The organism is Enterobacter cloacae complex sp. IR5459 (genome assembly GCF_049238005.1).
Taxonomy (GTDB): Bacteria; Pseudomonadota; Gammaproteobacteria; order Enterobacterales; family Enterobacteriaceae; genus Enterobacter; species Enterobacter hormaechei_C.
In genome coordinates, this window is sequence record NZ_JBMKIG010000004.1 from 31,445 (window position 1) to 57,511 (window position 26,067).

Genomic DNA, 26,067 nt, shown 5'->3' on the forward strand with positions numbered 1-26,067 from the left:
ATAATGACCATCCGCATCGTGGAACTGGCAGGCGGTTTACGCGCAACGCTGGTGCATCAGCCGCAGGCGACACGCGCGGCGGCGCTGGCGCGCGTGAGTGCCGGAAGCCATCACGAGCCACCGCGATTCGCCGGTCTCGCGCATTTGCTTGAGCACCTGCTGTTCCGCGGTAGCCAGCGCTATCAGGGCGATGATCGACTCATGGCCTGGGTCCAGCGCCAGGGCGGCAACGTCAATGCCACCACGCTGGCTCGCCACAGCGCTTTTTTCTTCGACGTTGCCGCCGATAACCTGTCCGACGGCGTCGCGCGACTGCGGGATATGTTGCAGGCGCCGCTGCTTTCCCGGCAGGACATCCAGCGCGAAGTGGCGGTCATTGATGCGGAAAACCGGCTTATCCAGCAGCATGATGCCGCCCGGCGCGAAGCCGCGGCGCGCCACGCGATGGAACAACCGGAGGTTTTTCGCCGTTTTCAGGTGGGTAGCCATGATTCTCTGGGGCAAGACACGGGATCGCTGCACGCCGCGTTGCGCGACTTTCATCGCCGCTATTATGTGGCCGGACACCTGCAATTGTGGCTACAGGGACCGCAAACGCTGGATGCGTTAGCCGAGCTTGCCCATACGTTTTCGACAGGTTTTGCTTCAGGTGGCGTGCCTGAAGCCGCCCCCCCGTTACGCCTTAGCGCTGAAGCATATTATCAGCTGGCAGTGACGGAGCGACCCGCGCTGTGGCGCTGTCCGTTGATCCGAAAAAGTGACAACGTCACCTTGCTTCGGGAATTTTTGCTGGATGAGGCCCCCGGAAGCCTGATTGACGGGCTGCGGGCGCGCGGGCTGGCAGAAGAGGTATCGCTGGACTGGCTTTATCAGGATGACGATTACGGCTGGCTGGCGCTAACGCTTGACGGCGAACGGCCCGAGGCCATAGACGCGCAAATCACGCGCTGGCTGCGGGCCCTACAGCAAACGACGCAAGAGCAACAGCGGCATTATTATCGGCTGGCACAGCAGCGCTTTAGCGCCCTGTCGGCCCTTGACCAGCTTCGCCAGCGGGCGTTTGGTTTTGCGCCCGGCGCGGCGCCGGTTGATTTTTCCGCCTTCTGTGCCGACTTACTGGCGGCGCCCACCTCATATCTGGCCTGCAAAAAAATGGAAGCCGCCGGGACAATTTCCAGCCAGGGATTTGCCCTGCCGCTTAGCCACTGGCGTCGCCAGCCGGTTGCGGATGAGAGCCCCATCGCGTTTTCCTTCTACCCGCAGGCTGCCCAATATTCTGCCCCAGCCCTGACGCCAGAAGCCGTTCCGCTGCTGCATTTACCGGCGCAGGCACAACCGCCGACGTTGATCCTCCGCAAGCCTTTTTATTCGCGCGTAAGCGAGTCACAGGGGGTGGCGATCGGCAAACAATTACGCCCTCTTCTGGCTGAAATGCGCCATATCGGCGGCAGCGGCGAGTGGCAAACGGTTGACGGTAGCTGGCAGCTAACCCTGCGGCTTCCTGACGCCGTGGTGATGGCGGAACCCATCATCGGGGCGATAATCGATCGCCTCTCCCGCCCCACACCGGCTATTACGCCTGCGCCAGATGGCATTGCGATCCGTCAGTTGCTTAAGCAATTGCCTGAACGACTGGCATCGGAACCGTCACGGAATGGCTGGCTGGCGGCGTTAGCTGGCGGCAGCGCCGGACACGCGCACGGGTTAGCCCGGCAGCTTGGCCTGCTCCGGGCGCCGGTTAACGCTAAGCCGTTGCCGTTAAGCGATTGTCCCGGCGGGGTCGAACACATTCCGCACGCCAGCGAGGATTCGGCGCTGCTGGTGTTTATTCCCCTGCCGCCGGGTGCGTCGCTCGCCGCGCTGCGGCTGCTGGCGTTATGCTGCGAACCGCGATTTTTCCAGCGCCTGCGCGTGGAACAGCAGATTGGCTACGTGGTCAGCTGTCGTTATCAGCGTATTGCCGATCGCGATGGCCTGCTGCTGGCGTTACAGTCGCCTGATCGTTCTCCCGTGAACCTGTTGGGTTGCTGCAAACGATTTTTGCGAGAGCTGACGCTGTGCGATGAATCCGAGTTCAGCCTATTGCGACAGCAGCTGGCGACGCAGATCCGCTCACCGATGGATGCCAGCGCCACGGCAGTGGCCGCCCTGCGCCAGCGCTATGGTTTGCCGGTGTTAACGCCGCAGGCTATTGATGCCCTGCAACCTGACGAGATAGTCGCGCTATGGCGCGAGATGACTCGCCGTCGCCGACGCTGGCGGGTGCTTTTCACGGGCTGACCGGAACCGCAGCTTTCTTCCTGTGCGTGGTTTTTAGTCAAAAAAAAGCCCCGTACTACGACGGGGCCAGGCTGCTTATTTCGCTGTTATTTATCCAGCGCGTAGGCAATCACGTAGTCACCACGATCCGGCGACTGGCGTGCACCGCCGGCAGAGATCAGAATGTACTGTTTGCCGGTTTTCGGTGATACATAGCTGATAGGTCCGCCCTGGCTACCCACCGGGAGACGCGCTTTCCACACTTCTTCCCCCGTAGAGGAATCAAAGGCGCGCAGGTAGTAATCCTGGGTTCCCGCAATGAAGACCAGACCGCCCTGCGTGGCCAGCGTACCGCCCAGCGTCGGCATACCGACAGGCATCTGCATACGCATTTTTACCCCAAACGGACCGGTATCCTGAACGGTACCGACCGGCACCTGCCAGACGATTTTCTGTGTTTTCAGGTCAATCGCAGAGAGAGAGCCAAACGGTGGTTTCTGGCACGGAATACCCAGCGGTGACATGAAACGGTTTTTGTTGACCGAATACGGCGTTCCTTTCATCGGAACAGCGCCCATACCGGCGTTCACGGCTTCACCGCCCGTGTTTGCCACTGCGCTTTGCGGATCTTGTTTAATCAGCTGGACCCACAGACCCAGACGCATGTCGTTGACGAAGATGTACTGGTTGTTCGGATCCGTGGACAGACTACCCCAGTTCATTCCCCCCAGCGAGCCCGGGAAGCTCAGGGAAATATCGGTTCCCGGCATCGTGTACAGACCGTCATAACGCATTGATTTGAAGCTGATACGACAGGCCAGCTGGTCAAACGGCGTCGCCCCCCACATATCCGATTCTTTCAGGGTTTCCGCGCCAATCTGCGGCATCCCCACAGAGCGCGGCTGCGTTGCCGGGTACTGTTCACGTGGAATATCCGCTGGTTTTACCGGAACCTCTTTCACTTCAGTGAGCGGTTTACCCGTCAGGCGATCAAGAACATAAATTTGCCCCGCTTTGGTGCCCACCACCACCGCGGGCTTGTTGCCCTCTTTTGTCGGGAAATCAACCAGGCTCGGCTGCATCGGGATATCGAAATCCCAGAGGTCGTTATGCACGGTCTGGTATACCCACTTCTCTTTCCCGGTAGTCGCATCCAGCGCGAGGATTGAGGTGGCGTATTTATGATCTTCCGGAATACGGTCAGCGCCCCACAGGTCGACGGAGGAACTCCCCATCGGGATAAACACGGTATTCATCGACGCATCCCAGGACATAGGGGCCCAGGAGTTTGCAGAGCTACGTTTGTAGTGTTCGCCCGGCTTCAGAACATAGTTCGGATCCGGATTACGCGGGTCGAACGCCCAGCGCAGCTGGCCGGTGATCACGTCATAACCACGTATAACGCCTCCCGGCATATCGGTGCTGACGTTATCCGCAACGCGGCCACCAACGACAACCGTCGTACCCGCCAGCGTCGGGGCCGACGTCAGCACATAGGTGGGATCTGACGCGTCGCCCATCCCTTCATGCAGGTTAACGCTGCCGTTAGTACCGAAGTCCGGACAGAATTTGCCGTTATCGGCGTCTAACGCGATCAGCTTACCGTCAATAGTATTCATCAGGATACGGCGCTGGCATGCAGCGCCCGGTGCGACCTGCGCTGGCAGAACCGGCGTGGAGCCCGCTACCGTTGGCTGTGCCAGCGGTTTGGTGGCATCAAAGTATGCCAGGCCACGGCAGCGCATCCAGATTGCAGATTTGGCGTTGATTTCCGCTTTCCAGATCTCTTTCCCACTATCGGCATCCACGGCGATGACGTTGTTATGCGGCGTACAGAGGAAGACACGATCGCCAACCTGTAGCGGCGTTTGCTGATCTTCTGCGCCATTGCCGTCCGGACTTTCCGGTACGTCACCGGTATGGTAGGTCCAGACCGGTTTCAGGTTTTTCACGTTGTCACGGGTTATCTGGTCCAGCGCCACAAAGCGACTACCGCCGGCCGTATTACCGTAGTGATCCCAGTTCTGCTGTTTCGCATCATCTTTTACCGGTACCAGCGGACGTTTTTCACCGCTAAACGGCACGGTCGGATGGGGTTGAAACATCTGAACAAAGGTGACGCCCATGGCGATAATAAGGACCGCGCAGACCCCCAGGGCCCCTTTTGCGCAGGACGGTTTTCCTTCACGTTTACGCAATGCAGGCCAGGTGGCAGCTGCCAGCACCATCAGCCCGGCGGGTACCATTAAACGGGAAACCAGCGGCCAGAAGTCGAGCCCGGCATCGAAAAATGCCCAAATCAGGGTGCCAAGAAACACCAGGGCAAACAGCCCCACGGCAGAGGACTTGCGGCGGAAGAACTGAATCGCAGAGAGCAGAGTGATAACCCCGGCGATGAGAAAATACCAACTCCCCCCCAGGGAAACCAGTTTAAAACCGCCGATAGCGAAAAAGAGCCCCGTTACAAGAAGTATCACACCCACCAGCAGGCACCACGGGCCTAACCAGCCGGATGAGCGGGGATTATTGTCTGACATAAAAATGAATCTCCTGATTACTTTATAACAGCAGGGTTTTATTGACTGCCACGATGCTAAAACCCTGCGTAACATCAATTGTTCGTGTGCGAATCATAAATTAAAATTATAATGTAGACAAAATGTATTCTGTCGGAAGAAAAGAAAACTCACTAAAGTGCAGGAACATAACAAAATAAAAAAAATGGGATATCACTCTGTAATTCGCCAATACCAGAATATTTGACCAGTAAGTTCCGGCTTATGCGATGAATATCAGGTTTGCCGACAAGACAGCCCAGGTGACGTAAGATTTTTGCATGATGAGAATTAACTTATTGCCTATTAATTAAGCTTCACAAACACGATCAGCTCGCGGATTTCACGATATACGTCACTACACCAAAGATATCGAGCGTATCGTCGCTGCCGACAATAATCGGTGAATAGGCGCTGTTCATGGGGTTGAGTTGAATATTGGGACGCAGCTGGAGGCGCTTCACGGTAAATTCGCCCTCTACCGCCGCAATCACGATATCGCCATGCTCAGGCTTGCGGGAACTGTCCACCACCAGCAAATCACCGTTATTGATCCCCCCTTCTATCATCGAGTCACCGGCGGCTTTGACAAAGTAAGTGGAGCTGGGATGGGCGACTAATAACTCGTTTAAATCGATACGCCGCTCTACATAATCCGCTGCCGGGCTGGGGAAGCCGCACTGTACTAAGTCGCTGAAAAGTGGAATAGCAACGATTTCACGCAACTCTGCGGGTCTGAAAAAGATCATGATAAACACCTCCATACTGTTTTTATATACAGTAGTTTTAACTGAGGTATCGATCAAGCCATGTCAGCGTAAGCGGCTGGCTACGCCTTAACCGCTTCGCTTATAACCCCCTATAGCAATGAAGATTATTTGTTTTGTAAATTTTTACGCACAGACAAGTGTAACGCGTCATAAAACATCACTACGCAATGACTTTCAAATGACTATAAAAACAAAGTAACAACAAGTCACTCCACCTACACTGTACGTTGACTTTCTATTTAGACTAGCGCATATTTTACAGCACAAATTAACAAGACAATTTTTGGAGGACGTTTTCTATGCCCGCCCGTGATTATCCCAATAAGCGTGTTGCTCGCGGTGTCGCAAAGGAGGCCGAACTCAGGATGTTAAGTGCGCGCATCGCTCCTGCGCTGATGGAGTACATCCGCATTACTGCGTATGAAACACGGAAAAGTAAGCAGGAAATCGTGGCAGAAGCGTTAGCGCTTCACCGCCAAAGAAGTCAGATTGGATCATAAACAGCAAAAGCCCGAAAAATCCTCCGGGCTTTTGCTGGTATCGGGATTACCCCACCAGAGAATTTAACGTCTCCAGCGCCTCAGGCGGCAATACCAGATCGGCTGCCGCCAGGTTTTCACGCAGATGCGCCACCGATGAGGTTCCCGGGATCAAGAGGATATTTGGCGAGCGTTGCAGCAGCCATGCCAGCGCCACCTGCATCGGCGTCGCGCCCAGTGAATCCGCCACCGCCTGTAGTCCGGAAGATTGCAGTGGCGTGAAACCACCCAGCGGGAAGAACGGCACCCAGGCAATCCCCTGCTGCGCCAGCGAATCAACCAGCGCATCGTCACCGCGATTCACAACGTTGTACATGTTCTGTACGCACACCACGGAAACCATCTTCTGCGCTTCAGCAACCTGCGAAGCGGTGACGTTGCTCAGCCCAATATGACGAACCAGCCCCTGCTGTTGCAGCTCCGCAAGGGTGCTCAGCGGCGCGGCAATCGAGCCTTCCGCCGGTCCGTGGGCGCTAAACATGATCCGCAGGTTAACCACGTCCAGCACATCCCGCTTCAGGTTACGCAGGTTATCATGCACCGCCTGCGTCAGCTCCTGCGCGGAAAACGCCGGCAGCCAGGAGGCATCCTCGCCGCGTCGGGCTCCGATCTTGGTCACAATCGTAAGGTCGTCCCGGTACGGATGAAGCGCCTCGCAGATAAGCTGGTTGGTCACATGAGGTCCGTAAAAATCGCTGGTATCAATGTGATTCACACCCAACGCCACCGCTTCACGCAGCACCGCCAGCGCCGCATTTTTATCTTTTGGCGGACCAAAAACGCCAGGCCCGGCAAGCTGCATCGCGCCATAGCCAAATCGTTTAACCGTACGCGTTCCGAGCGTGAACGTTCCGCTTTTATCTATGCTGCTCATGCTGACCTTCCTCATAAAAAATGATCCGGATTTACAACAGGTTCCGCAACGAAACCATTAGTTAAGCAATAGTAAAATTAAAGTTTAAATTCGCTACGACGATAGTATTGATGTAACCCTGCCTCTTCTCTTACGGATGACCGCCATGCTGAAAAATCTGCACGTGATTACCGGTATTATCTTTGCCCTCACCATATTCTGTCTGCTGCAAGTTGTCACGGGAGGGTTGTTCTACTCTGCCGTTAACAACGATCGTCACAACTTTCAGAACTCCGGGTTACTCAATGCCCAACAGGAAAGCCTGAGCGACAGCGTTAACACGCTGGTGAAAACGCGCGTTACCGTTACCCGCGTGGCGATCCGCTACCTGAAAAACCAGCGCGATCCGGCCTCTCTCGCGGCGATCAACACGCTGCTGGGCACCGCCAACGGTTCGCTGGCCAAAGCCGAAGACTATTACAAAAACTGGCAGGCTATTCCGCAGGTGAAGGGCCAGCATGCCGCGCTCACCGAAGAGATGCAGAAAGCCTGGAAGCAAATGCACGAGGTGATGCGCTTGTCCATTGAGTATCTGCGCGCCGATAACTATCAGGCCTATGGCGACCTGGACGCCCAGCAGGCGCAGGATGAGATGGAGGCGGTCTATACCCGCTGGCGCGCTGAAAACAACGTTCTGCTGAAAGCCGCCGCCGAAGAGAACCAGAGCAGCTTTACCCAGATGCAGTGGACGCTGGCGGCGATCTTCCTGACCGTGATCGCCGTGCTGGTGGTGATCTGGCAGGGTTTACAGCACCTGCTCCTGAAACCGCTCAACGCCATCATGAACCATATTCGCACCATCGCGAGCGGCGATCTGACGCAAAATGTCGCGATTGCCGGGCGCAACGAGATGGGCCAGCTGGCTGCTGGTCTGCACGAGATGCAGCAGTCGCTGGTGAGCACCGTCAGCGCCGTGCGCGGCAGCACAGATTCTATCTACACGGGCGCAGGAGAAATTGCCGCCGGAAGTAACGACCTTTCCGCCCGAACCGAGCAGCAGGCAGCCTCGCTGGAAGAGACCGCCGCCAGCATGGAAGAGCTGACTGCCACGGTGAAACAGAACTCGGATAACGCCCGCCAGGCGACGCTGCTGGCGAAGAATGCGTCTGAAACCGCCGCACGCGGCGGTCAGGTGGTGGATAACGTGGTGCGTACCATGAATGACATTGCCGACAGTTCTCAGCAAATTGCGCATATCACCGGCGTTATCGATAGCATTGCCTTCCAGACCAATATTCTCGCGCTCAACGCGGCGGTTGAAGCCGCCCGTGCCGGGGAACAAGGTCGCGGCTTTGCGGTCGTGGCAGGTGAAGTACGGACGCTGGCCAGCCGCAGCGCGCAGGCGGCAAAAGAGATCAAAGGGCTTATCGAGAACTCTGTCAGCCGGGTGAATACCGGCTCGGAACAGGTGAGCGAGGCGGGTGCGACCATGAAAGAGATCGTCGCGGCCGTGACGCGCGTAACCGATATTATGGCTGAGATTTCCTCGGCGTCTGACGAGCAGAGCCGCGGTATAGAGCAGGTCAGCCTGGCAGTCTCGCAGATGGACAGCGTCACGCAGCAAAACGCCGCGCTGGTACAGGAGTCGGCAACGGCGGCGGCGGCGCTGGAAGATCAGTCTGAACAGCTGCGTCAGGCCGTGGCGGCATTTCGGCTGAACGCTCAGGCATCGCCGGCGGCTCGCCCTAAAAACGTGAAAACGCCCGTACTGCTGCGCCCGTCAGCGGCAGGCGCGAATACAGCTGACGCGAACTGGGAAACCTTCTGAGTGACAGGCGGGCATATCGCCCGCCTGCCTGATTAGCGGCTGCGCTTGGCGTGGCGTTCCCAGTTATCTCGCTTCGCATCCTCTGATTTACGCAACGAGACATAGCATGCTCCGCTGCCGCCGTGATGCGGCTGCGCTTCGCAAAAGGCCTGTACTTCGTCGAACTCGGTCAACCAGCGCGCAAGATAGCTGCGCACTACGTTAGGGTGCGACTGCTGTTCACGCCCTTTACCATGCACGATGATCAGGTTGCGTAGCCCGTCACGTCCGGCCTGGCGAATAAAGGAATAGACCAGCTGGCGGCATTGCTCCACAGGCTGGCGTAACAGCGTTAAGCTGGCCTGACGGGAATATTTGCCGGAACGCAGCTTATCAAATACCCCCTGCTGTACCCCTTCACGCTGGAACATCAGCGGCTCGTCAAGGGGCAACAGTTCCAGAAACCCCAGCGTCAGAAAGTTATCGAGCTGCTCAGTATCTATTTCCTGACGCGCCCGCGTGTTGCGGCTCTGCTGCCAGTGAATATCCGCGCAGCGTTTGAGCGGCTGGACATCCTCCATGGCGTCAAGAAAAAGTGATTTGTCGTCAGGGTTCATGGAAATCCTCCGGCTACATCTGAGTGATGTACTATACCTGCGCCCGTTGCGGGTCTCAATCACCCGGGCACGGGTACAAATAATGGCTTAAGGAACAGATAATCGCAGACGCAATAAATTTAATCTAACCTTAACTTAAATTTCAGCCGTAATTAATTAAATAAATACGTTAAAAAATCGTGAAATCAATCACTCAACGTCCTTCTCTTTTAAGAAAAAGCTGTTATAACTTAATAAACCTGCCCAATGGATAATGCATGTAGGATCCGCGAAAGGATGCACGACTGTGTGTTCTGTGGAGTCTGTCTGATGTCGGGCAGACTCTATTTTTTATTGTTGTTATTTTTATTAAATTAATTTCCTGGCCTCTCTTCGAAACTGCGTGATTAATGATTCGGCAAGCGGTGTCTGGCGAGAATCACGACGCTGAATTAAATAATATGCCGCTTTAGGCAGGGTTTCGACAACCGGCAGCATTATCAGACGGTGCGCCAGAAGCGGATCGCAGCCCAGCTCTTGCGGTAAAATGCTGATGAAATCGCTTTGTGCGACGAGGCTAATACAGGAGGAAAAGGTCTCACAGACAACGCCAATTCGCGGTATTTGAGAGCGATGGTTAAAAGTATCCTGTAACTGCTTATAATAACTTCCCCGGGGCGTAGGCATCGTCCAGTTATATTGCAGAAGCTCATTAATTGAGGTCGCCCCTGTCGCCGGATGTCCTGCCCGACAAAATACGGCAAAAGGCTTTTCGAACAGCTTTTCAAACGTAAATTCGTGATCGTACGGCCCCTGATAATAGGTATTGATGGTAAAGTCCAGCTCACCCTGACGTAATTCATTAATCATCGACACCAGCTGGCCTTCCATAATCCGGACGTTGACCTGAGGATGCTGCGCATGAAAACGCGTAATGACGGCTGGCATCAGGCTGCGTGAAATGCTGGCTCCCATCCCAATATTGATCTGTCCGGCAAGCTCGCCCTGTCGCTGGCGGATGTCATCCTGCGCTGCACGCAGCTCTTCCAGAATCAAATTAGCGCGGTGATAAAACCCTTCCCCGCACTCGGTCAGCGCGACGCCTTTACTCCGGCGCACAAATAGCTGGGCCGCCATACCCTCCTCCAGCTCTTTAATGGATTTGGTCAGCGCGGGCTGCGAAAGATTAAGCGTCCGGCTGGCGCCGCGAATGCTGCCCTGACGCGCCACCTCGACAAACGCCCTGATTTGATGAAATTTAATCTGAAATGACATAACGAGACCGATAACCGTTGTTTATCAGAGTAAAGAAACTGTCATCTACTTTAATGGAAACGGATGTGCGAGGGTAATTCCTGAACGGTTAAAACTGTGAAAAAACGATTAGTGATAAGTAAAAACTATCACAGCGTGAAGCAGTTCACATATTTTAATGATGACAGGAAAAGATATGAACGCACTGGCGCAGTACATCCAGACATTAGCCCCACAACTGAGCGCATGGCGTCGCGATTTCCACCATTTCGCGGAATCCGGTTGGGTGGAGTTTCGCACTGCGGCAAAAGTGGCGGAGATCCTCGCCTCACTGGGTTACGAGCTGGCGATGGGTCGCGACGTTGTCGACGCCGAAAGCCGTATGGGACTGCCCGATGACGCCACCCTTTCGCGAGAGTTTGCCCGCGCCCGGGCGCAGGGCGCGCCGGAGAAATGGCTGGCGCCGTTTGAGGGCGGGTTCACCGGCATTGTCGCGACCCTGAATACCGGCCGCCCGGGCCCAACCCTGGCATTTCGCGTGGACATGGACGCCCTTGATTTAAGCGAAGCGCTCGACGACAGCCATCGCCCGTTCCGCGACGGGTTTGCCTCCTGCAATCCGGGAATGATGCACGCCTGTGGCCACGACGGGCATACCACCATTGGTCTGGGGCTCGCGCAGGTGCTTAAGCAGTATGAAGCGCAGCTCAACGGCACCATCAAACTGATCTTCCAGCCTGCCGAAGAGGGTACGCGCGGCGCGCGCGCTATGGTCGCCGCAGGCGCGCTGGACGGCGTAGACTACTTTACCGCCATTCATATCGGAACCGGCGTTCCGGAAGGGACGGTGATCTGCGGCAGCGATAACTTCATGGCGACCACCAAATTTGACGTGCGCTTTACCGGAGTCGCCGCACACGCTGGCGGTAAACCGGAAGAGGGCCGTAACGCCCTGCTTGCTGCTGCCCAGGCCGCTATCGCGCTGCATGGCATCGCGCCACACAGCGAAGGCGCGTCCCGGGTTAACGTCGGGGTCATGCAGGCGGGCAGCGGACGCAACGTGGTTCCGGCTGATGCGTTACTTAAGGTTGAAACCCGCGGCGAAAGCGAGGCCATTAATCAGTATGTCTTTGAGCGCGCGCAGGCGGTAATTACCGGCGCGGCGGCGCTCTATGGCGTAACAGCCGGGATAAACCTGATGGGGGCGGCGACCTCCAGCGTCCCTTCCCCGGCCTGGGTCGATTATCTGCGCGAGCAGGCAAGCCAGGTGCCCGGTGTGACTCATGCCATTAATAAGGTCAAAGCGCCTGCGGGCTCCGAAGACGCCACGCTAATGATGGCCCGCGTGCAGCAGAACGGCGGCATGGCCTCGTATATGGTTTTCGGCACCCAGCTGAGCGCCGGACATCACAACGAAAAATTCGATTTTGATGAGCAGGTGATGAACGTTGCCATCGAAACGCTGGCGCGAACTGCGCTTAATTTCCCGTGGACGCGAGGTGTGTAATGCAGGAGAACTACGCTTTTATCGCTGATGCCATCGACACGCGATGTCAGACGTTTACCGATATTGCCGATGACATCTGGGATCATCCCGAAACGCGCTTTGAAGAGTTCTGGTCCGCCGAACGCCTCGCCAGCGCGCTGGAAGCCGAGGGCTTTACCCTGACGCGGGAAGCCGGAGGCATTCCCAACGCCTTTATTGCCAGCTACGGCAGCGGCAAGCCCGTTATCGCCCTTCTGGGCGAATACGATGCCCTGGCCGGGCTAAGCCAGCAGGCACACTGCGCGACGGCGCAATCCGCCACCCCGGGGGCGAACGGCCACGGCTGCGGGCATAACCTCTTAGGCACGGCTGCCTTTGCCGGGGCGGTGGCGGTGAAAAGCTGGCTGGAACAGCACGGCGGCAGCGGAACGGTGCGTTTTTACGGCTGTCCCGGCGAGGAAGGCGGCTCCGGTAAAACCTTTATGGTGCGTGAAGGATTATTTGACGACGTGGACGCTGCCGTGACATGGCACCCGGAAGCCTTTGCCGGGATGTTTAACGTCAGCACGCTGGCCAATATTCAGGCCGCCTGGCGGTTTAAGGGGATCGCCGCCCATGCCGCTAACTCCCCACATCTGGGACGCAGCGCGCTGGATGCCGTGACGTTGATGACCACCGGCACAAACTTCCTCAACGAACACATCATTGAAAAAGCGCGCGTTCATTACGCCATCACCGATACCGGCGGAATTTCGCCTAACGTGGTGCAGGCCCAGGCCGAGGTGCTGTACCTGATCCGCGCCCCGGAGATGGCCGATGCGCAGCAGATCTACGCGCGCATCGAGAAAATCGCCCAGGGCGCGGCGATGATGACCGAAACCACCGTCGAGTGCCGCTTTGATAAAGCCTGCTCCAGCTATCTGCCGAACCGAACGCTCGAAGCGGCGATGTACCGCGCATTGCAGCATTACGGCACGCCGGCCTGGACGGAAGAGGAACGCGAATTTGCCCGTAAAATCCGCGCTACGCTCACGGCAAACGACCTGCAAAACAGCCTGAAAAACATTGCCGCAACGGGGGCCGAAGAGGGAAAAGCGTTTGCCCGACGCCATCAGGAGACGTTGCTGGTGGATGAAGTTGCCCCTTATGCCATCACCGATAACGTGCTGGCAGGCTCCACCGATGTGGGGGATGTCAGCTGGAAGATGCCTGTCGCACAGTGCTTTAGCCCCTGTTTTACCGTGGGCACCCCGCTGCATACCTGGCAATTAGTGGCGCAGGGGCGTACCTCTATTGCCCATAAAGGCATGTTGCTGGCCGGAAAAGTGATGGGCGCGACCGCGCTGCATCTGCTTCAGGATGCCGACCTGTTGCGAAAATGCCGGGAAGAGTTCGAACAACACATAACAGAAAAACCGTACGAGTGTCCGATCCCGCAGGGCGTGACACCGTCACCTTTAAAATAAAAAAACACAACACAACAACACAACAACAGTCCCGAGGAACGCCCATGAGTATGTCTTCCATACCTTCGCATTCCCCATCCGGTAAGCTCTATGGCTGGGTTGAAAGGATCGGCAATAAAGTGCCGCACCCTTTCCTGCTTTTTATCTATTTAATTGTCATCCTGATGGTCGCGACGGCAGTGCTGTCCGCCTTTGAGGTGAGCGTGCGCAGCCCGGCCGACGGCAGCATGGTGGCAGTGAAAAACCTGCTCAGCGTTGAAGGGTTGCACTGGTTTTTGCCGAACGTGATTAAAAACTTCAGCGGTTTTGCGCCGCTGGGCGCCATCCTGGCGCTGGTGTTAGGCGCGGGACTGGCCGAGCGCGTGGGTCTCCTGCCCGCGCTGATGGTCAAAATGGCCTCGCACGTCAGCGCGCGTTATGCCAGCTATATGGTGCTGTTTATTGCCTTCTTCAGCCATATCTCGTCCGACGCGGCACTGGTGATCATGCCGCCGATGGGGGCGCTGATTTTCCTCGCCGTTGGTCGTCATCCTGTTGCGGGCCTGCTGTCGGCGATTGCGGGCGTCGGCTGTGGGTTTACCGCTAACCTGCTTATCGTGACCACCGATGTGCTGCTCTCCGGCATCAGCACAGAGGCAGCCAGCACCATCGATGCGACCATGCACGTCAGCGTGATCGACAACTGGTACTTTATGGCCAGTTCAGTGATTGTCCTGACGATTGTCGGGGGTCTGATTACCGATAAAATCATTGAGCCGCGCCTGGGTAAATGGGAAGGCCGGAGCGATGAAAAGCTGGAGACGCTGAGCAAAGAGCAGCAGTTCGGCCTGCGCGTAGCCGGGATCGTCTCGCTGGCGTTCATTGCGGTGGTGGCGCTGATGGTGGTACCGGAAAATGGCGTGCTGCGCGATCCGATCAAACACACCGTACTGCCCTCGCCGTTTATTCAGGGCATTGTGCCGCTGATAATTCTCTTCTTCTTCGTCGTTTCGCTCGCGTACGGCATCGCCACCGGCAAAATCCGCCGTCAGGGAGATCTGCCGCACCTGATGATCGAGCCGATGAAGGAGATGGCGGGTTTTATCGTGATGGTGTTCCCGCTGGCGCAGTTTGTCGCCATGTTTAACTGGAGCAACATGGGCAAGTTTATGGCCGTGAGCCTGACGGACGCGCTGGAGGCGGCGGGGTTGAGCGGTGTTCCGGCGTTTGTCGGCCTGGCGCTGCTGTCGTCCCTGCTGTGCATGTTTATTGCCAGCGGGTCGGCCATCTGGTCGATTCTGGCGCCCATCTTTGTCCCCATGTTTATGATGCTCGGCTTCCATCCGGCGTTCGCCCAGATCCTGTTCCGTGTCGCCGATTCCTCGGTGATCCCGCTGGCGCCCGTGTCACCCTTCGTTCCGCTGTTTTTAGGCTTCCTGCAACGCTACAGACCGGAGGCTAAGCTGGGTACCTACTATTCGCTGGTTCTGCCCTATCCGCTTATCTTCTTAGGGGTATGGCTGGTGATGCTGGTGGCGTGGTATCTTGTCGGCCTGCCGATTGGACCGGGTGTTTACCCGAGGCTGAACTAAGGAGTACTGATGCTGAGATTACTCGAAGATAAGATTGCGACGCCGCTGGGGCCGCTGTGGGTTATCGCGGATGAAGCGTTCAATCTGCGCGCGGTTGAATGGGAAGAGCACAGCGACCGGATGGTTGAGCTGCTCAACATCCATTATCGCGCCGAGGGATACGAGCGTGTTACTGCCCGTAATCCTGGCGGGCTGAGCGATAAACTGACGGCCTACTTCGAGGGCGATCTCAGCATTATTAATACCCTGCCAACCGCCACGGCGGGCACCCCTTTCCAGCGCGAGGTGTGGCAGGCGCTGCGTAATATTCCCTGCGGGCAGGTGATGCACTACGGTCAGCTGGCAGAACAGCTTGGTCGTGCCGGCGCGGCGCGCGCGGTCGGTGCGGCAAATGGCTCTAACCCCGTCAGCATTGTGGTGCCTTGCCATCGCGTGATTGGGCGCAACGGCACCCTCACCGGCTATGCCGGGGGCGTACAGCGCAAAGAGTGGCTGCTGCGTCACGAAGGGTATTTTCTGCTGTAATTCCCAGGCTTTTTGTGCTTAATTTTCTTCCTGTTAGGTTCATAATCCTTAATCATTCTGTGGAATTTCAAGGAGATGGCAACACGCTGCCGTCTCTTGTCTTTATTGGGGGTTTGCCAGACTTACGTCCTTACCAAAAAGATGTTAAAATTGACCAATATCAATTAAGGCTTGAGCAAACCTATGATCCCGGAAAAGCGAATTATACGACGCATTCAGTCTGGCGGTTGTGCTATCCATTGCCAGGATTGCAGCATCAGCCAGCTCTGTATCCCGTTTACTCTGAATGAGCACGAACTCGATCAGCTTGACAATATCATCGAGCGCAAAAAGCCTATTCAGAAAGGGCAGACGCTGTTTAAGGCGGGAGACGAACTGAAGTCGCTCTATGCTATCCGTTCTGGCACCATCAAAAGCTACACCATTACCGAACAGGGCGACGAGCAGATCACCGGCTTCCATCTGGCAGGCGATTTAGTCGGCTTTGACGCCATCGGCAGTGGCCATCACCCGAGCTTTGCTCAGGCGCTGGAAACCTCTATGGTCTGCGAAATTCCGTTTGAGACGCTGGACGATCTGTCCGGTAAGATGCCGAACCTGCGTCAGCAGATGATGCGTCTGATGAGCGGTGAGATCAAAGGCGATCAGGATATGATCCTACTGCTTTCTAAGAAGAATGCCGAAGAGCGTCTGGCCGCCTTTATCTATAACCTCTCCCGCCGTTTCGCGGAACGTGGCTTCTCCCCGCGTGAATTCCGTCTGACCATGACGCGCGGTGATATTGGTAACTATCTGGGCCTGACCGTGGAAACCATCAGCCGTCTGCTGGGTCGCTTCCAGAAGAGCGGAATGCTGGCGGTTAAAGGTAAGTATATCACCATCGAAAACGGTGAAGCTCTGGCCATTCTGGCGGGTCACTCACGTAACGTGGCATAACTCTCCCGGATATCTTATGCCAGGTCGATAAATTTTCATGATTATTGATCTGGCAAAAACTTCCCCCCTGTTTCATTCAAGATATATAGGTTACTCTTTTACTTACAGACTGTGGTGACAGTAGTAAGGAGACCTGTATGGCAAAGTATCAAAACATGCTGGTGGCTATCGATCCTAATCAGGACGATCAGCCGGCATTACGACGTGCTGTGTATTTACATCAACGGATTGGTGGCAAAATTAAAGCCTTTTTGCCGATTTATGACTTCTCATACGAGATGACCACCCTTCTGTCGCCTGACGAGCGCACCGCTATGCGTCAGGGAGTGATCAGCCAGCGTACCGCGTGGATCCGCGAGCAGGCGAAGTATTACCTGGAAGCGGGCGTACCGATTGATATTAAAGTAGTCTGGCACAACCGCCCCTTCGAAGCCATTATTCAGGAAGTGGTGGCCGGTGGGCATGACCTGCTGCTGAAAATGGCGCACCAGCATGACAAACTGGAATCCGTGATTTTCACTCCAACAGACTGGCACCTGCTGCGCAAATGCCCTTGTCCGGTATGGATGGTGAAAGATCAGCCGTGGCCTGAGGGCGGGAAAGCCGTCGTGGCGGTCAATCTGGCCAGCGAAGAGGATTATCACAATTCGCTGAACGAGAAACTGGTGAAGGAGACGCTTCAGCTTGCCGACCAGGTTAACCATACTGAAGTCCATCTGGTGGGCGCCTATCCGGTTACGCCAATCAATATCGCCATCGAGCTGCCTGAATTTGACCCGAGCGTGTATAACGACGCGATTCGCGGTCAGCATCTGCTGGCCATGAAAGCGCTGCGCCAGAAATTCAGTATCGATGAGAACATGACCCACGTAGAAAAAGGGTTACCGGAAGAGGTTATTCCGGATCTGGCGGAGCATTTGCAGGCCGGGATTGTGGTGCTGGGCACCATCGGCCGGACCGGTATTTCTGCCGCGTTCCTGGGAAATACCGCCGAGCAGGTGATCGACCATCTGCGCTGCGACCTTCTGGTCATCAAACCGGATCAATATCAGACGCCGGTTGAGCTGGACGATGAGGAAGACGATTGACCCCAAAATGAAAGCCCGCCGGTAACGGCGGGCTTTTTTTATTGCGCTTCGCTCAACCGTTGCGCAGATGCCTCGTCGCCGGCATTCATCCAGGGCGCGTGCAGAACCATGCTCGGTAGCGCGAGCTTGATCTCCTGCTGGTTCAGCCCCTCCAGGATACGAATATTGATCTCCTGCTGAATATCCATGTACTTGTTGTAATCCGCCGTATTAACAATATGAACCACCTCGAAGGTCAGGCGATCGCGATCGAAGCCCAGGAAATGGGCGCGGTCAAACTTCGTTTCCCCGACGTCGGTAATGATCTGTTTGACCATCTCACCCACTGAACGCAGTTTTTCCGGCGCCGTGTCGCTGGCGACCCCGAAGGTAAAAACAATCCGCCGCGTTTGCATCCGCTTGTAGTTATGCAGCGTCTGTTGCAGCAGGATGGCGTTCCCGCAGACAATCTGCTCCCCGCTCAGGCTGCGGATACGGGTGGTTTTCAGACCAATGTGCTCTACCGTCCCGGCGACATCGTTAAACACCACAAAATCGCCGATTTCGAACGGCTTATCAAAACCGATGGAGAGCGATGCAAACACGTCGCTCAGGATCGTTTGCACCGCGAGGGCGATAGCAATACCCCCTACCCCAAGGCTGGCAACCAGAGCAGTGATGTTGACGCCCGCGTTAGCAAGAATAGACAGCAGCATCACTGACCAGACAATGGCACGGAGGATAAGCCCCGTGATCACCAGCGTCACCGGGTTTTTATGGCTTCCCGGCGCCAGCATGACGTGACGAAGCCACGACACCACCCCCTGATCCATCCACAGCGCCACCTGGATAGCGAAGACCAGGAACCAGGCGTGGCTCACGGTACCAAAGAGATGATCCGGTAAGTCGACGAAACGCAGGCTGAACAACAGCGCCACGACAAAAAGCAGGACGCGGCTGGTGCGGTTAAGCATATCCGTCAGGATAAAGCGCATCCGGTTGGTGCTGGGGTGCTTGTCGCCCCAGGTGGTGATCCCTTTCTTAACGAAGGCGATCAGGCGCGTCAGCAGCCAGTACACCAGCAGAGTCACAAAGACCACCGTGGCGACGCCGATCCAGAAAGACGGCGTCATCATCAGCTCGATGATGTCGAAGCGGGACAAAAATCGCATTACACCTCCTCGTATTACACAAAGGGTAAAGTATAGACAGAGGAGAAAAGCTGGCCGCAGAAATAAGAAAACCGCCCCAGGGGGCGGTTTGTCAGGATGAAGCGAAATTACAGCGCTTTCAGGATCGCATCCACGCTGGCCTTGGCGTCGCCAAACAGCATGTGGGTGTTATCTTTAAAGAACAGCGGGTTCTGCACGCCAGCATAGCCGGTGTTCATAGAGCGTTTGAAGACAATAACGTTCTGCGCCTTCCACACTTCGAGAACAGGCATACCCGCAATCGGACTACGCGGATCGTCCTGCGCCGCCGGGTTAACGGTGTCGTTGGCGCCAATCACCAGCACGGTGTCGGTGTCGGCGAAATCATCGTTGATCTCGTCCATTTCCAGCACGATGTCGTAAGGCACCTTCGCTTCCGCCAGCAGCACGTTCATGTGGCCTGGCAGACGCCCCGCCACCGGGTGAATACCAAAGCGAACCTTGATACCGCGCGCGCGGAGTTTCTCGGTGATTTCCGCCACCGGATACTGCGCCTGCGCCACCGCCATGCCATAGCCTGGGGTGATGATGACGGAATGCGAGTTTTTCAGCATCTCTGCGGTGTCTTCCGCGCTGATTTCACGGTGTTCACCCACTTCCTCATCAGAACCGGTTGATGAGCCGTCAGAACCGAAGCCACCCGCGATGACGCTGATAAACGAACGGTTCATCGCCTTACACATGATGTAAGACAGGATCGCACCGGAAGAACCGACCAGCGCACCGGTGACAATCAGCAGGTCGTTGCTCAGCATAAAGCCTGCCGCCGCCGCCGCCCAACCGGAGTAGGAGTTCAGCATGGAAACGACTACCGGCATATCTGCTCCGCCGATAGACGCCACCAGATGCCAGCCGAACGCCAGCGCGATGATGGTCATCACCAGTAACGCCAGCACCTGCAAGCCTACGCTTTCGGTACGCACGAAGACCACCAGCAGCACAAAGGAAACGACCAGCGCCGCCAGATTCAGCTTGTGGCGGTTAGGCAGCATCAGCGGTTTGGAAGAGATCTTCCCGCGCAGCTTGCCGAACGCCACAATCGACCCGGTGAAGGTCACCGCACCGATGAAGATGCCGAGGAACACTTCGGTCAGATGGATGTTCACCAGAATCGGCTCCAGGCCCGGTTCGTGGTACAGGTAGCTGTTGAAGCCCACCAGCACCGCCGCCAGACCCACGAAGCTGTGCAGAATAGCAACCAGCTCCGGCATCTCGGTCATTTCAACGCGTTTCGCCAGACGAATACCAATCGCGCCGCCGATGATCATCGCCACCAGGATCCACGCCACGTTGCCGGTGTCCGGCCCAAAGATGGTGGCAATCAGCGCAATCGCCATACCGGCGATACCAAAGTTATTTCCCTGCTGAGACGTTTCGTGTTTGGAAAGCCCCGCCAGACTGAAAATAAACAGGATTGCAGCAACAATGTATGCGGCTGTAACTAATCCTCCAGACATATGCTACCCCTTAGCCTTTACGAAACATTTTCAGCATGCGCTGAGTCACGGTGAAACCACCGAAAATATTGATACTGGCGATCAGCACCGCAATGAAGCTCAGGAAGCTGATCCAGCCGCCATGACCAATTTGCAGCAATGCCCCGACCACGATAATCCCGGAGATGGCATTGGTGACCGACATCAGCGGGGTATGCAGCGCATGGGAAACGTTCCACACGACGTAGTAACCCACCACGCAGGAGAGCGCGAAGACGGTGAAGTGGCCAAGGAACTCTTTTGGCGCGACGTCCGCCAGCCAGCCAAACAGGATTATGACCAGCGCCATGATGGCGTATTTGCGCCACGGCGACGCAGGTTTTGCTGGCTCCGCGGGCTCTGGGGCCGCTTTCGGCGCAGCCTGAGGTTGAGCGGAAACCTGAATCGGCGGTGCAGGCCAGGTGATTTCCCCTTCACGCACCACGGTAACGCCACGCACCACCACATCATCAAAATCAACGGTAATGTTGCCGTCTTTCTCTTTGCAGAGCAGCTTCAGCAGGTTAACGAGGTTCGTGCCGTACAGCTGAGAGGACTGGGTTGGTAGACGCCCTGGCAGGTCGGTATAACCGATCACCTTCACGCCGTTCGCGGTCGTCGTGACCTGATTTGGCACGGTATACTCACAGTTACCGCCGTTTTGCGCCGCCAGATCGACTATAACGCTGCCCGGCTGCATGGAATCCACCATCTCACGGGTGATCAGCTTCGGCGCCGGTTTACCCGGAATAAGCGCGGTGGTGACAATGATGTCTACCTCTTTTGCCTGCGCCGCAAAGAGCGCCATTTCCGCCTTGATAAAGGCTTCAGACATGACCTTCGCGTAACCATCACCGCTGCCCGATTCTTCCTTGAAGTCCAGCTCAAGGAATTCGGCGCCCATACTCTGCACCTGCTCCTTCACTTCCGGCCGGGTATCAAACGCGCGAACAATAGCGCCCAGGCTGTTTGCGGCCCCGATAGCGGCAAGACCTGCCACACCGGCACCAATCACCATCACCTTCGCGGGTGGAACTTTACCTGCCGCCGTAATCTGACCGGTAAAGAAGCGACCAAACTCATGCGCAGCTTCGACAATGGCGCGATAGCCGGCAATGTTCGCCATGGAGCTCAGCGCATCCAGAGACTGCGCGCGCGAAATACGCGGCACGGAGTCCATCGCCATCACGGTGACACCGCGTGCCGCCAGCTTCTCCATCAACTCCGGGTTTTGGGCTGGCCAGACAAAGCTCACCAGCGTAGTGCCCGCGTTCAGCAGTTCAATTTCACTCTCTTCCGGTGCGTTTACCTTCAGAATGATGGGTGATTGCCAGACCTCAGCACCGTCCACGACGTCCGCGCCAGCCTGAGTAAAGGCCTCGTCATCGAAACTCGCCAGTGTGCCCGCGCCGCTTTCAATCGCGACGGTAAAACCCAGTTTAAGCAGTTGCTCCACCGTTTTTGGTGTTGCCGCTACGCGGGTTTCATTGGCTAACCGTTCTTTTGGTACCCCAATACGCATAGTTTTCCCTTCCATCGGTTTTTGATGATGGTTTGTCGATAATTGCCCGCAGTTTGTATCAATTTTCACCATCGAGATAACGACGGAGAATGATTAACCCCGGAAAATAAAACAGTAACAAACTTTCTATAACCTACTGAAAATAGCGCCCGTGATCTACCGCCAGAAAACACTATTTCTTACTTTATCTGTGAAAAATAAGCGATCGGGGTTACTGACAGAGATACTTACCTTAAATTCGCCTTCAGGACCGATAAATCGCGCAAGCGAAGCGGTAAAAACATGATATAGCGCCATAATAGAACAACTCATTAACATTAAATTAACTTGTAAAAGTCATATGCTTAATCAGTTTTTCTTGTGAAACGCCTGTTTTTTCCACATATCACAAAATGTTATCGAATCAGGTCCTTTGGTGAGCACAGGCTGTGAAAAATGCCGCAGACAGCGATGGGTGTTAAATGCCATAATCGGGACCGTCTCAAATTAACAACAACACCAGTACATGGTTTGCGCAAGGCGAAGGATTATTTTTATGAAGCTTAAGAACACACTCCTGGCGTCCGCACTTCTTTCCGCGACCGCCCTGTCTGCGAATGCCGCGACAGAGTTGACGCCGGAGCAAGCGGCAGCGTTAAAACCTTTTGACCATACGGTCATTGTGGGTCGCTATAACTCTATTGGCGATGCCGTCGCCGCCGCATCAAAAGCCGCCGATAAAAACGGCGCTGCCTCGTTTTATGTTGTTGACCAGTCCGATCAGGGCAACAGCGGCAACCAGCGCGTGACGATTGCGCTGTACAAAGAGAATGCCCCAAAAGCAGATGAACAGAAAAACCGCGTGATTAACGGCATTGTTGAACTGCCGAAAGATCAGGCTGTTCAGCTGGAACCGTATGACACCGTGACCGTTCAGGGCTTCTACCGCAGCCAGCCTGAAGTTAACGATGCCATCACCAAAGCCGCGAGAGAAAAAGGCGCTTACGCGTTCTATATCGTGCGTCAGGTTGATGCTAACCAGGGCGGAAACCAGCGCATCACCGCTTTCATCTATAAGCAAGATGCGAAAAAACGCGTAGTGCAAAGCCCGGATGCCATTCCAGCGGATTCAGATGCGGGACGTGCCGCGTTGGCGAAAGGCGGTGAAGAAGCGAAGAAAGTGGAAATTCCGGGCGTAGCAACGTCTGCGGCACCAAGCGCTGAAGTGGGTCGTTTCTTTGAAACCCAATCCACCAGAGGCGGTCGTTATACCGTTACGTTACCAGACGGCACGAAAATTGAAGAGCTGAACAAAGCCACTGCCGCGCAGATGGTGCCGTTCGACAGCATCAAGTTTACGGGCAACTATGGCAACATGACGGAAATCTCCTATCAGGTGGCGAAGCGTGCTGCGAAGAAAGGCGCGAAGTATTACCACATCACCCGTCAGTGGCAGGAACGTGGTAACAACCTGACCATCAGCGCCGATCTGTACAAGTAACAAAACGGTTTCATAAAGGCGGCGCAGTGCCGCCTTTTTTGTTACTTTTTTTCTGATTTCTGCCACACGTCATTGCATGCATCCTTCACACTCCGTAAAATCCCGCGCCTTAGCGTGATCCACCATTTTTATGCGCCTTAGCGAAATAATTATTCTGGATTTGGACTTTTCATAACAGGAAGCCAATGGAAAAGAAACTTGGCCTGAGTGCGTTAACTGCACTTGTATTGAGCTCAATGCTGGGCGCGGGCGTATTCAGTTTGCCGCAGAACATGGCGGCCGTCGCCAGCCCGGCCGCATTACTGATTGGCTGGGGCATTACCGGTGTTGGGATTTTGCTGCTGGCATTCGCCATGCTGCTGCTGACCCGTATCCGACCGGATCTGGACGGCGGAATATTCACTTACGCCCGGGAAGGTTTCGGCGAGCTGATCGGCTTCTGCTCCGCCTGGGGTTACTGGCTGTGCGCGGTGATCGCCAACGTCTCCTATCTGGTTATCGTCTTCTCGGCGCTCAGCTTCTTTACCGATACGCCCGAACTGCGCCTGTTTGGCGACGGTAATACCTGGCAGTCCATCGTCGGCGCCTCGGTACTGCTGTGGATTGTTCACTGGCTGATTTTGCGCGGCGTCCAGACCGCGGCCAGCATTAACCTCGTGGCAACGCTGGCCAAGCTTGTGCCGCTTGGCCTGTTCGTCGTGCTGGCCTTCCTCGCCTTCCGTCTCGATGTCTTTACGCTCGATTTCAGCGGCATTGCGCTGGGCGTTCCCGTCTGGGAACAGGTGAAAAATACCATGCTGATCACCCTGTGGGTGTTCATCGGCGTTGAAGGTGCCGTCGTAGTCTCTGCCCGCGCGCGTAACAAGCGCGACGTGGGACGCGCCACGCTGCTGGCCGTACTGGCGGCGCTGGGCGTTTATCTGCTGGTGACGCTGTTGTCGCTCGGCGTGGTGGCACGCCCTGAACTGGCGGAAATGCGTAACCCGTCCATGGCCGGGCTGATGGTGAAAATGTTGGGTCCCTGGGGAGACGTGATTATCGCGGCGGGTCTGATTGTCTCCGTTTGCGGCGCCTATCTGAGCTGGACCATTATGGCAGCGGAAGTGCCGTTCCTGGCCGCCACGCATAAAGCGTTCCCGCGCCTGTTTGCCCGTCAGAACAAAAACAGTGCGCCATCGGCCTCTTTGTGGCTCACCAACATCAGCGTGCAGGTCTGTCTGGTGCTGATCTGGCTCACAGGATCGGACTATAACACGCTGCTGACCATCGCCTCCGAGATGATTCTGGTACCCTATTTCTTAGTGGGCGCATATCTGTTAAAAATTGCGACCCGCCCGGCACACTATGCGGTAGGTGTCGGCGCCTGTATTTACGGTCTATGGTTGTTGTATGCTTCCGGACCGATGCATCTGCTGCTGTCCGTGGTGCTCTACGCACCGGGCCTGCTGGTGTTTATCTACGCTCGCCGTACGCATCAGCTTGATAATGCCCTTAAGCGCCGCGAAATGGCGTTGATAGGTTTGCTGTTAGTCGCTGCCGTACCGGCAACGTGGATGTTAATGGGATAGCGTCGCCTGTCCCATTGTTGAACTGAAAAGGAGATTACGATGGGACACACGCAGCAACGCCCAATATTGATCACTGGCGCAGGCCGTCGCATCGGCCTCGCCCTCGCCCATCACTTTCTCAACCTTCGCCATCCGGTTATCGTCAGTTACCGCACGGAATATCCCTCCATTGAAGGTCTACGAAATGCCGGAGCAGTCTGCATTCAGGCGGATTTCTCCACGGATGAAGGTATACTCGCCTTCGCGGACAAAGTGAAATCGACCACCCACGGGCTGCGGGCGGTTATTCACAACGCCAGTACCTGGCTTCCCGAAAAAGCAGGACATTCGCTCAGCGAAACGCTCGCCTGCATGATGCAGATCCACGTTAATGCGCCTTATCTGCTCAACCATGCCCTACAGGATCTGCTGCGCGGACACGGTCATGCCGCAGGCGACATTATCCATTTCACCGATTACGTGGTAGAGCGAGGAAGCGACAAACACATCGCCTATGCGGCCAGCAAAGCCGCCCTGGATAATATGACCCGCTCTTTCGCACGCAAGCTGGCGCCCGAGGTAAAGGTCAACGCGATTGCTCCGGCGATGATTTTATTTAACGAAGGCGATGATGCCGAGTATCGTCAGCAGGCGCTCAACAAGTCGTTAATGAAAATTGCGCCCGGTGAGAAAGAGGTGATCGACCTGATCGATTATCTGCTGACCAGCTGTTACGTCACGGGCCGAACGTTTGCCGTGGACGGTGGCCGCCCGCTGCGCTAGTGAAAGCGGCTCCAGAAGAAGATAAGCACCCAGGCGCTGAGGCTCCAACAGACCACCGCCCCGCCCAGCGCCAGGGGCAGACGCAGAAAACCGGTGAAGTACCACAGCGACAGCAGATAGATAAAATACGGGATGATCGACCACATCCCGAACACAATGGTGGCGCGCAGCGCCTCAATACCCCGCTCAGAGGCCACAATATAGTGCGCGATTAACGCAAAGGTGGGAAACAGCGGGATCAGCCCGGCAATGTAGTAGTTCTTCGTTTTAGCCAGCACCCCAATCAGCAGCACGACCAGCGCACCCAGCGTGGCTTTTATCACCAGCCCCATTCTTTTCCCTTAACAATCAAATAACATTCCCGT

The 26,067-nt window shown here is 55.9% G+C and carries 21 protein-coding genes; 12 read left to right on the top strand and 9 right to left on the bottom strand.

Going from position 1 to position 26,067, the window contains the following annotated elements:
- Positions 1-3 precede the first annotated feature (3 nt).
- Positions 4-2,280 (top strand): pyrroloquinoline quinone biosynthesis protein PqqF, encoded by a 2,277-nt coding sequence (pqqF, locus tag ACOTX4_RS09550; RefSeq protein WP_063938298.1) that lies wholly within the window; start codon positions 4-6, stop codon positions 2,278-2,280.
- Between the two features lie 86 nt (positions 2,281-2,366).
- Here the strand turns inward: pqqF and ACOTX4_RS09555 are convergent, their stop codons facing one another.
- Together ACOTX4_RS09555 and ACOTX4_RS09560 are read right to left on the bottom strand one after the other, a co-directional pair.
- On the bottom strand, positions 2,367-4,796 hold the full coding sequence (locus ACOTX4_RS09555) for a glucose/quinate/shikimate family membrane-bound PQQ-dependent dehydrogenase (protein ID WP_003857512.1): 2,430 nt from the start codon (positions 4,794-4,796) through the stop codon (positions 2,367-2,369).
- A 347-nt stretch (positions 4,797-5,143) separates the two neighbouring features.
- The gene (locus tag ACOTX4_RS09560; protein WP_003857514.1) at positions 5,144-5,563 is read right to left on the bottom strand and encodes a translesion error-prone DNA polymerase V autoproteolytic subunit; all 420 of its coding nucleotides are present in this window, start codon (positions 5,561-5,563) and stop codon (positions 5,144-5,146) included.
- 320 nt (positions 5,564-5,883) lie between these two features.
- Between ACOTX4_RS09560 and ACOTX4_RS09565 the strand changes: the two genes are divergently transcribed.
- Positions 5,884-6,084, top strand: a complete 201-nt coding sequence (locus tag ACOTX4_RS09565; protein WP_063938296.1) for a hypothetical protein — start codon at positions 5,884-5,886, stop codon at positions 6,082-6,084.
- A 46-nt stretch (positions 6,085-6,130) separates the two neighbouring features.
- Here ACOTX4_RS09565 and ACOTX4_RS09570 read toward each other — a convergent pair whose 3' ends face one another.
- Complete coding sequence (locus ACOTX4_RS09570; RefSeq protein WP_003857518.1) at positions 6,131-6,997, bottom strand: aldo/keto reductase family oxidoreductase; 867 nt, start codon at positions 6,995-6,997, stop codon at positions 6,131-6,133.
- A 145-nt stretch (positions 6,998-7,142) separates the two neighbouring features.
- Between ACOTX4_RS09570 and tcp the strand changes: the two genes are divergently transcribed.
- Entirely contained in the window at positions 7,143-8,804 is a 1,662-nt protein-coding gene (tcp, locus tag ACOTX4_RS09575) for a methyl-accepting chemotaxis citrate transducer (RefSeq protein ID WP_003857520.1), read from the top strand.
- Between the two features lie 32 nt (positions 8,805-8,836).
- On the opposite strand, the gene smrA is transcribed toward tcp, so the two are convergent.
- The gene (gene smrA / locus ACOTX4_RS09580) at positions 8,837-9,400 is read right to left on the bottom strand and encodes a DNA endonuclease SmrA (RefSeq protein ID WP_045332204.1); all 564 of its coding nucleotides are present in this window, start codon (positions 9,398-9,400) and stop codon (positions 8,837-8,839) included.
- A 348-nt stretch (positions 9,401-9,748) separates the two neighbouring features.
- Positions 9,749-10,654: a LysR family transcriptional regulator gene (locus ACOTX4_RS09585; RefSeq protein WP_003857524.1), complete on the bottom strand. Its 906-nt coding sequence runs from the start codon at positions 10,652-10,654 to the stop codon at positions 9,749-9,751.
- A gap of 175 nt (positions 10,655-10,829) precedes the next feature.
- Between ACOTX4_RS09585 and ACOTX4_RS09590 the strand changes: the two genes are divergently transcribed.
- From ACOTX4_RS09590 to uspE, 6 genes are all read left to right on the top strand, one after another.
- Positions 10,830-12,140 carry a M20 family metallo-hydrolase gene (locus ACOTX4_RS09590; RefSeq protein ID WP_032658257.1) on the top strand — a complete coding sequence of 437 codons (1,311 nt, stop codon included), beginning with the start codon at positions 10,830-10,832 and terminating at the stop codon, positions 12,138-12,140.
- A complete protein-coding gene (locus ACOTX4_RS09595; RefSeq protein WP_003857528.1) occupies positions 12,140-13,585 on the top strand; it encodes a M20 family metallopeptidase in 1,446 nt (481 codons plus the stop codon). The genes ACOTX4_RS09590 and ACOTX4_RS09595 overlap by 1 nt, the downstream gene beginning before the upstream one ends.
- A gap of 44 nt (positions 13,586-13,629) precedes the next feature.
- Positions 13,630-15,156, top strand: coding sequence for a p-aminobenzoyl-glutamate transporter (abgT, locus tag ACOTX4_RS09600; protein WP_022651040.1), 1,527 nt, complete (start codon positions 13,630-13,632; stop codon positions 15,154-15,156).
- Positions 15,157-15,165: 9 nt separating this feature from the next.
- The gene (gene ogt / locus ACOTX4_RS09605; RefSeq protein ID WP_003857532.1) at positions 15,166-15,681 is read left to right on the top strand and encodes a methylated-DNA--[protein]-cysteine S-methyltransferase; all 516 of its coding nucleotides are present in this window, start codon (positions 15,166-15,168) and stop codon (positions 15,679-15,681) included.
- Between the two features lie 183 nt (positions 15,682-15,864).
- Entirely contained in the window at positions 15,865-16,617 is a 753-nt protein-coding gene (gene fnr, locus ACOTX4_RS09610; RefSeq protein ID WP_000611906.1) for a fumarate/nitrate reduction transcriptional regulator Fnr, read from the top strand.
- Between the two features lie 137 nt (positions 16,618-16,754).
- Complete coding sequence (uspE, locus tag ACOTX4_RS09615) at positions 16,755-17,705, top strand: universal stress protein UspE (RefSeq protein WP_003857535.1); 951 nt, start codon at positions 16,755-16,757, stop codon at positions 17,703-17,705.
- A 38-nt stretch (positions 17,706-17,743) separates the two neighbouring features.
- Here uspE and ACOTX4_RS09620 read toward each other — a convergent pair whose 3' ends face one another.
- The 3 genes from ACOTX4_RS09620 to pntA all read right to left on the bottom strand — a co-directional run bounded on the left by ACOTX4_RS09620 (position 17,744) and on the right by pntA (position 21,892).
- Positions 17,744-18,856, bottom strand: a complete 1,113-nt coding sequence (locus ACOTX4_RS09620) for a mechanosensitive ion channel family protein (RefSeq protein WP_003857538.1) — start codon at positions 18,854-18,856, stop codon at positions 17,744-17,746.
- A 107-nt stretch (positions 18,857-18,963) separates the two neighbouring features.
- Positions 18,964-20,352: a Re/Si-specific NAD(P)(+) transhydrogenase subunit beta gene (gene pntB, locus ACOTX4_RS09625; RefSeq protein WP_003857541.1), complete on the bottom strand. Its 1,389-nt coding sequence runs from the start codon at positions 20,350-20,352 to the stop codon at positions 18,964-18,966.
- Positions 20,353-20,362: 10 nt separating this feature from the next.
- The gene (gene pntA / locus ACOTX4_RS09630; protein ID WP_045332160.1) at positions 20,363-21,892 is read right to left on the bottom strand and encodes a Re/Si-specific NAD(P)(+) transhydrogenase subunit alpha; all 1,530 of its coding nucleotides are present in this window, start codon (positions 21,890-21,892) and stop codon (positions 20,363-20,365) included.
- Between the two features lie 535 nt (positions 21,893-22,427).
- Here pntA and ydgH point away from each other — a divergent pair.
- From ydgH to folM, 3 genes are all read left to right on the top strand, one after another.
- Complete coding sequence (ydgH, locus tag ACOTX4_RS09635) at positions 22,428-23,372, top strand: DUF1471 family protein YdgH (protein WP_045332161.1); 945 nt, start codon at positions 22,428-22,430, stop codon at positions 23,370-23,372.
- A gap of 185 nt (positions 23,373-23,557) precedes the next feature.
- A complete protein-coding gene (locus tag ACOTX4_RS09640; RefSeq protein ID WP_003857548.1) occupies positions 23,558-24,940 on the top strand; it encodes an amino acid permease in 1,383 nt (460 codons plus the stop codon).
- Positions 24,941-24,979: 39 nt separating this feature from the next.
- Positions 24,980-25,702, top strand: a complete 723-nt coding sequence (folM, locus tag ACOTX4_RS09645) for a dihydromonapterin reductase (RefSeq protein WP_003857550.1) — start codon at positions 24,980-24,982, stop codon at positions 25,700-25,702.
- Here folM and ACOTX4_RS09650 read toward each other — a convergent pair.
- Positions 25,699-26,034: a GlpM family protein gene (locus tag ACOTX4_RS09650; protein WP_003857551.1), complete on the bottom strand. Its 336-nt coding sequence runs from the start codon at positions 26,032-26,034 to the stop codon at positions 25,699-25,701. The genes folM and ACOTX4_RS09650 overlap by 4 nt on opposite strands.
- Between the last annotated feature and the right edge of the window lie 33 nt (positions 26,035-26,067).

What these genes read in the sequence shown, in the direction of transcription:
- pqqF (WP_063938298.1), top strand. Translation starts at nt 4, where the DNA reads ATGACCATCCGCATCGTGGAACTGGCAGGCGGTTTACGCGCAACGCTG.
- ACOTX4_RS09555 (WP_003857512.1), bottom strand. Translation starts at nt 4,796, where the DNA reads ATGTCAGACAATAATCCCCGCTCATCCGGCTGGTTAGGCCCGTGGTGC.
- ACOTX4_RS09560 (WP_003857514.1), bottom strand. Translation starts at nt 5,563, where the DNA reads ATGATCTTTTTCAGACCCGCAGAGTTGCGTGAAATCGTTGCTATTCCA.
- ACOTX4_RS09565 (WP_063938296.1), top strand. Translation starts at nt 5,884, where the DNA reads ATGCCCGCCCGTGATTATCCCAATAAGCGTGTTGCTCGCGGTGTCGCA.
- ACOTX4_RS09570 (WP_003857518.1), bottom strand. Translation starts at nt 6,997, where the DNA reads ATGAGCAGCATAGATAAAAGCGGAACGTTCACGCTCGGAACGCGTACG.
- tcp (WP_003857520.1), top strand. Translation starts at nt 7,143, where the DNA reads ATGCTGAAAAATCTGCACGTGATTACCGGTATTATCTTTGCCCTCACC.
- smrA (WP_045332204.1), bottom strand. Translation starts at nt 9,400, where the DNA reads ATGAACCCTGACGACAAATCACTTTTTCTTGACGCCATGGAGGATGTC.
- ACOTX4_RS09585 (WP_003857524.1), bottom strand. Translation starts at nt 10,654, where the DNA reads ATGTCATTTCAGATTAAATTTCATCAAATCAGGGCGTTTGTCGAGGTG.
- ACOTX4_RS09590 (WP_032658257.1), top strand. Translation starts at nt 10,830, where the DNA reads ATGAACGCACTGGCGCAGTACATCCAGACATTAGCCCCACAACTGAGC.
- ACOTX4_RS09595 (WP_003857528.1), top strand. Translation starts at nt 12,140, where the DNA reads ATGCAGGAGAACTACGCTTTTATCGCTGATGCCATCGACACGCGATGT.
- abgT (WP_022651040.1), top strand. Translation starts at nt 13,630, where the DNA reads ATGAGTATGTCTTCCATACCTTCGCATTCCCCATCCGGTAAGCTCTAT.
- ogt (WP_003857532.1), top strand. Translation starts at nt 15,166, where the DNA reads ATGCTGAGATTACTCGAAGATAAGATTGCGACGCCGCTGGGGCCGCTG.
- fnr (WP_000611906.1), top strand. Translation starts at nt 15,865, where the DNA reads ATGATCCCGGAAAAGCGAATTATACGACGCATTCAGTCTGGCGGTTGT.
- uspE (WP_003857535.1), top strand. Translation starts at nt 16,755, where the DNA reads ATGGCAAAGTATCAAAACATGCTGGTGGCTATCGATCCTAATCAGGAC.
- ACOTX4_RS09620 (WP_003857538.1), bottom strand. Translation starts at nt 18,856, where the DNA reads ATGCGATTTTTGTCCCGCTTCGACATCATCGAGCTGATGATGACGCCG.
- pntB (WP_003857541.1), bottom strand. Translation starts at nt 20,352, where the DNA reads ATGTCTGGAGGATTAGTTACAGCCGCATACATTGTTGCTGCAATCCTG.
- pntA (WP_045332160.1), bottom strand. Translation starts at nt 21,892, where the DNA reads ATGCGTATTGGGGTACCAAAAGAACGGTTAGCCAATGAAACCCGCGTA.
- ydgH (WP_045332161.1), top strand. Translation starts at nt 22,428, where the DNA reads ATGAAGCTTAAGAACACACTCCTGGCGTCCGCACTTCTTTCCGCGACC.
- ACOTX4_RS09640 (WP_003857548.1), top strand. Translation starts at nt 23,558, where the DNA reads ATGGAAAAGAAACTTGGCCTGAGTGCGTTAACTGCACTTGTATTGAGC.
- folM (WP_003857550.1), top strand. Translation starts at nt 24,980, where the DNA reads ATGGGACACACGCAGCAACGCCCAATATTGATCACTGGCGCAGGCCGT.
- ACOTX4_RS09650 (WP_003857551.1), bottom strand. Translation starts at nt 26,034, where the DNA reads ATGGGGCTGGTGATAAAAGCCACGCTGGGTGCGCTGGTCGTGCTGCTG.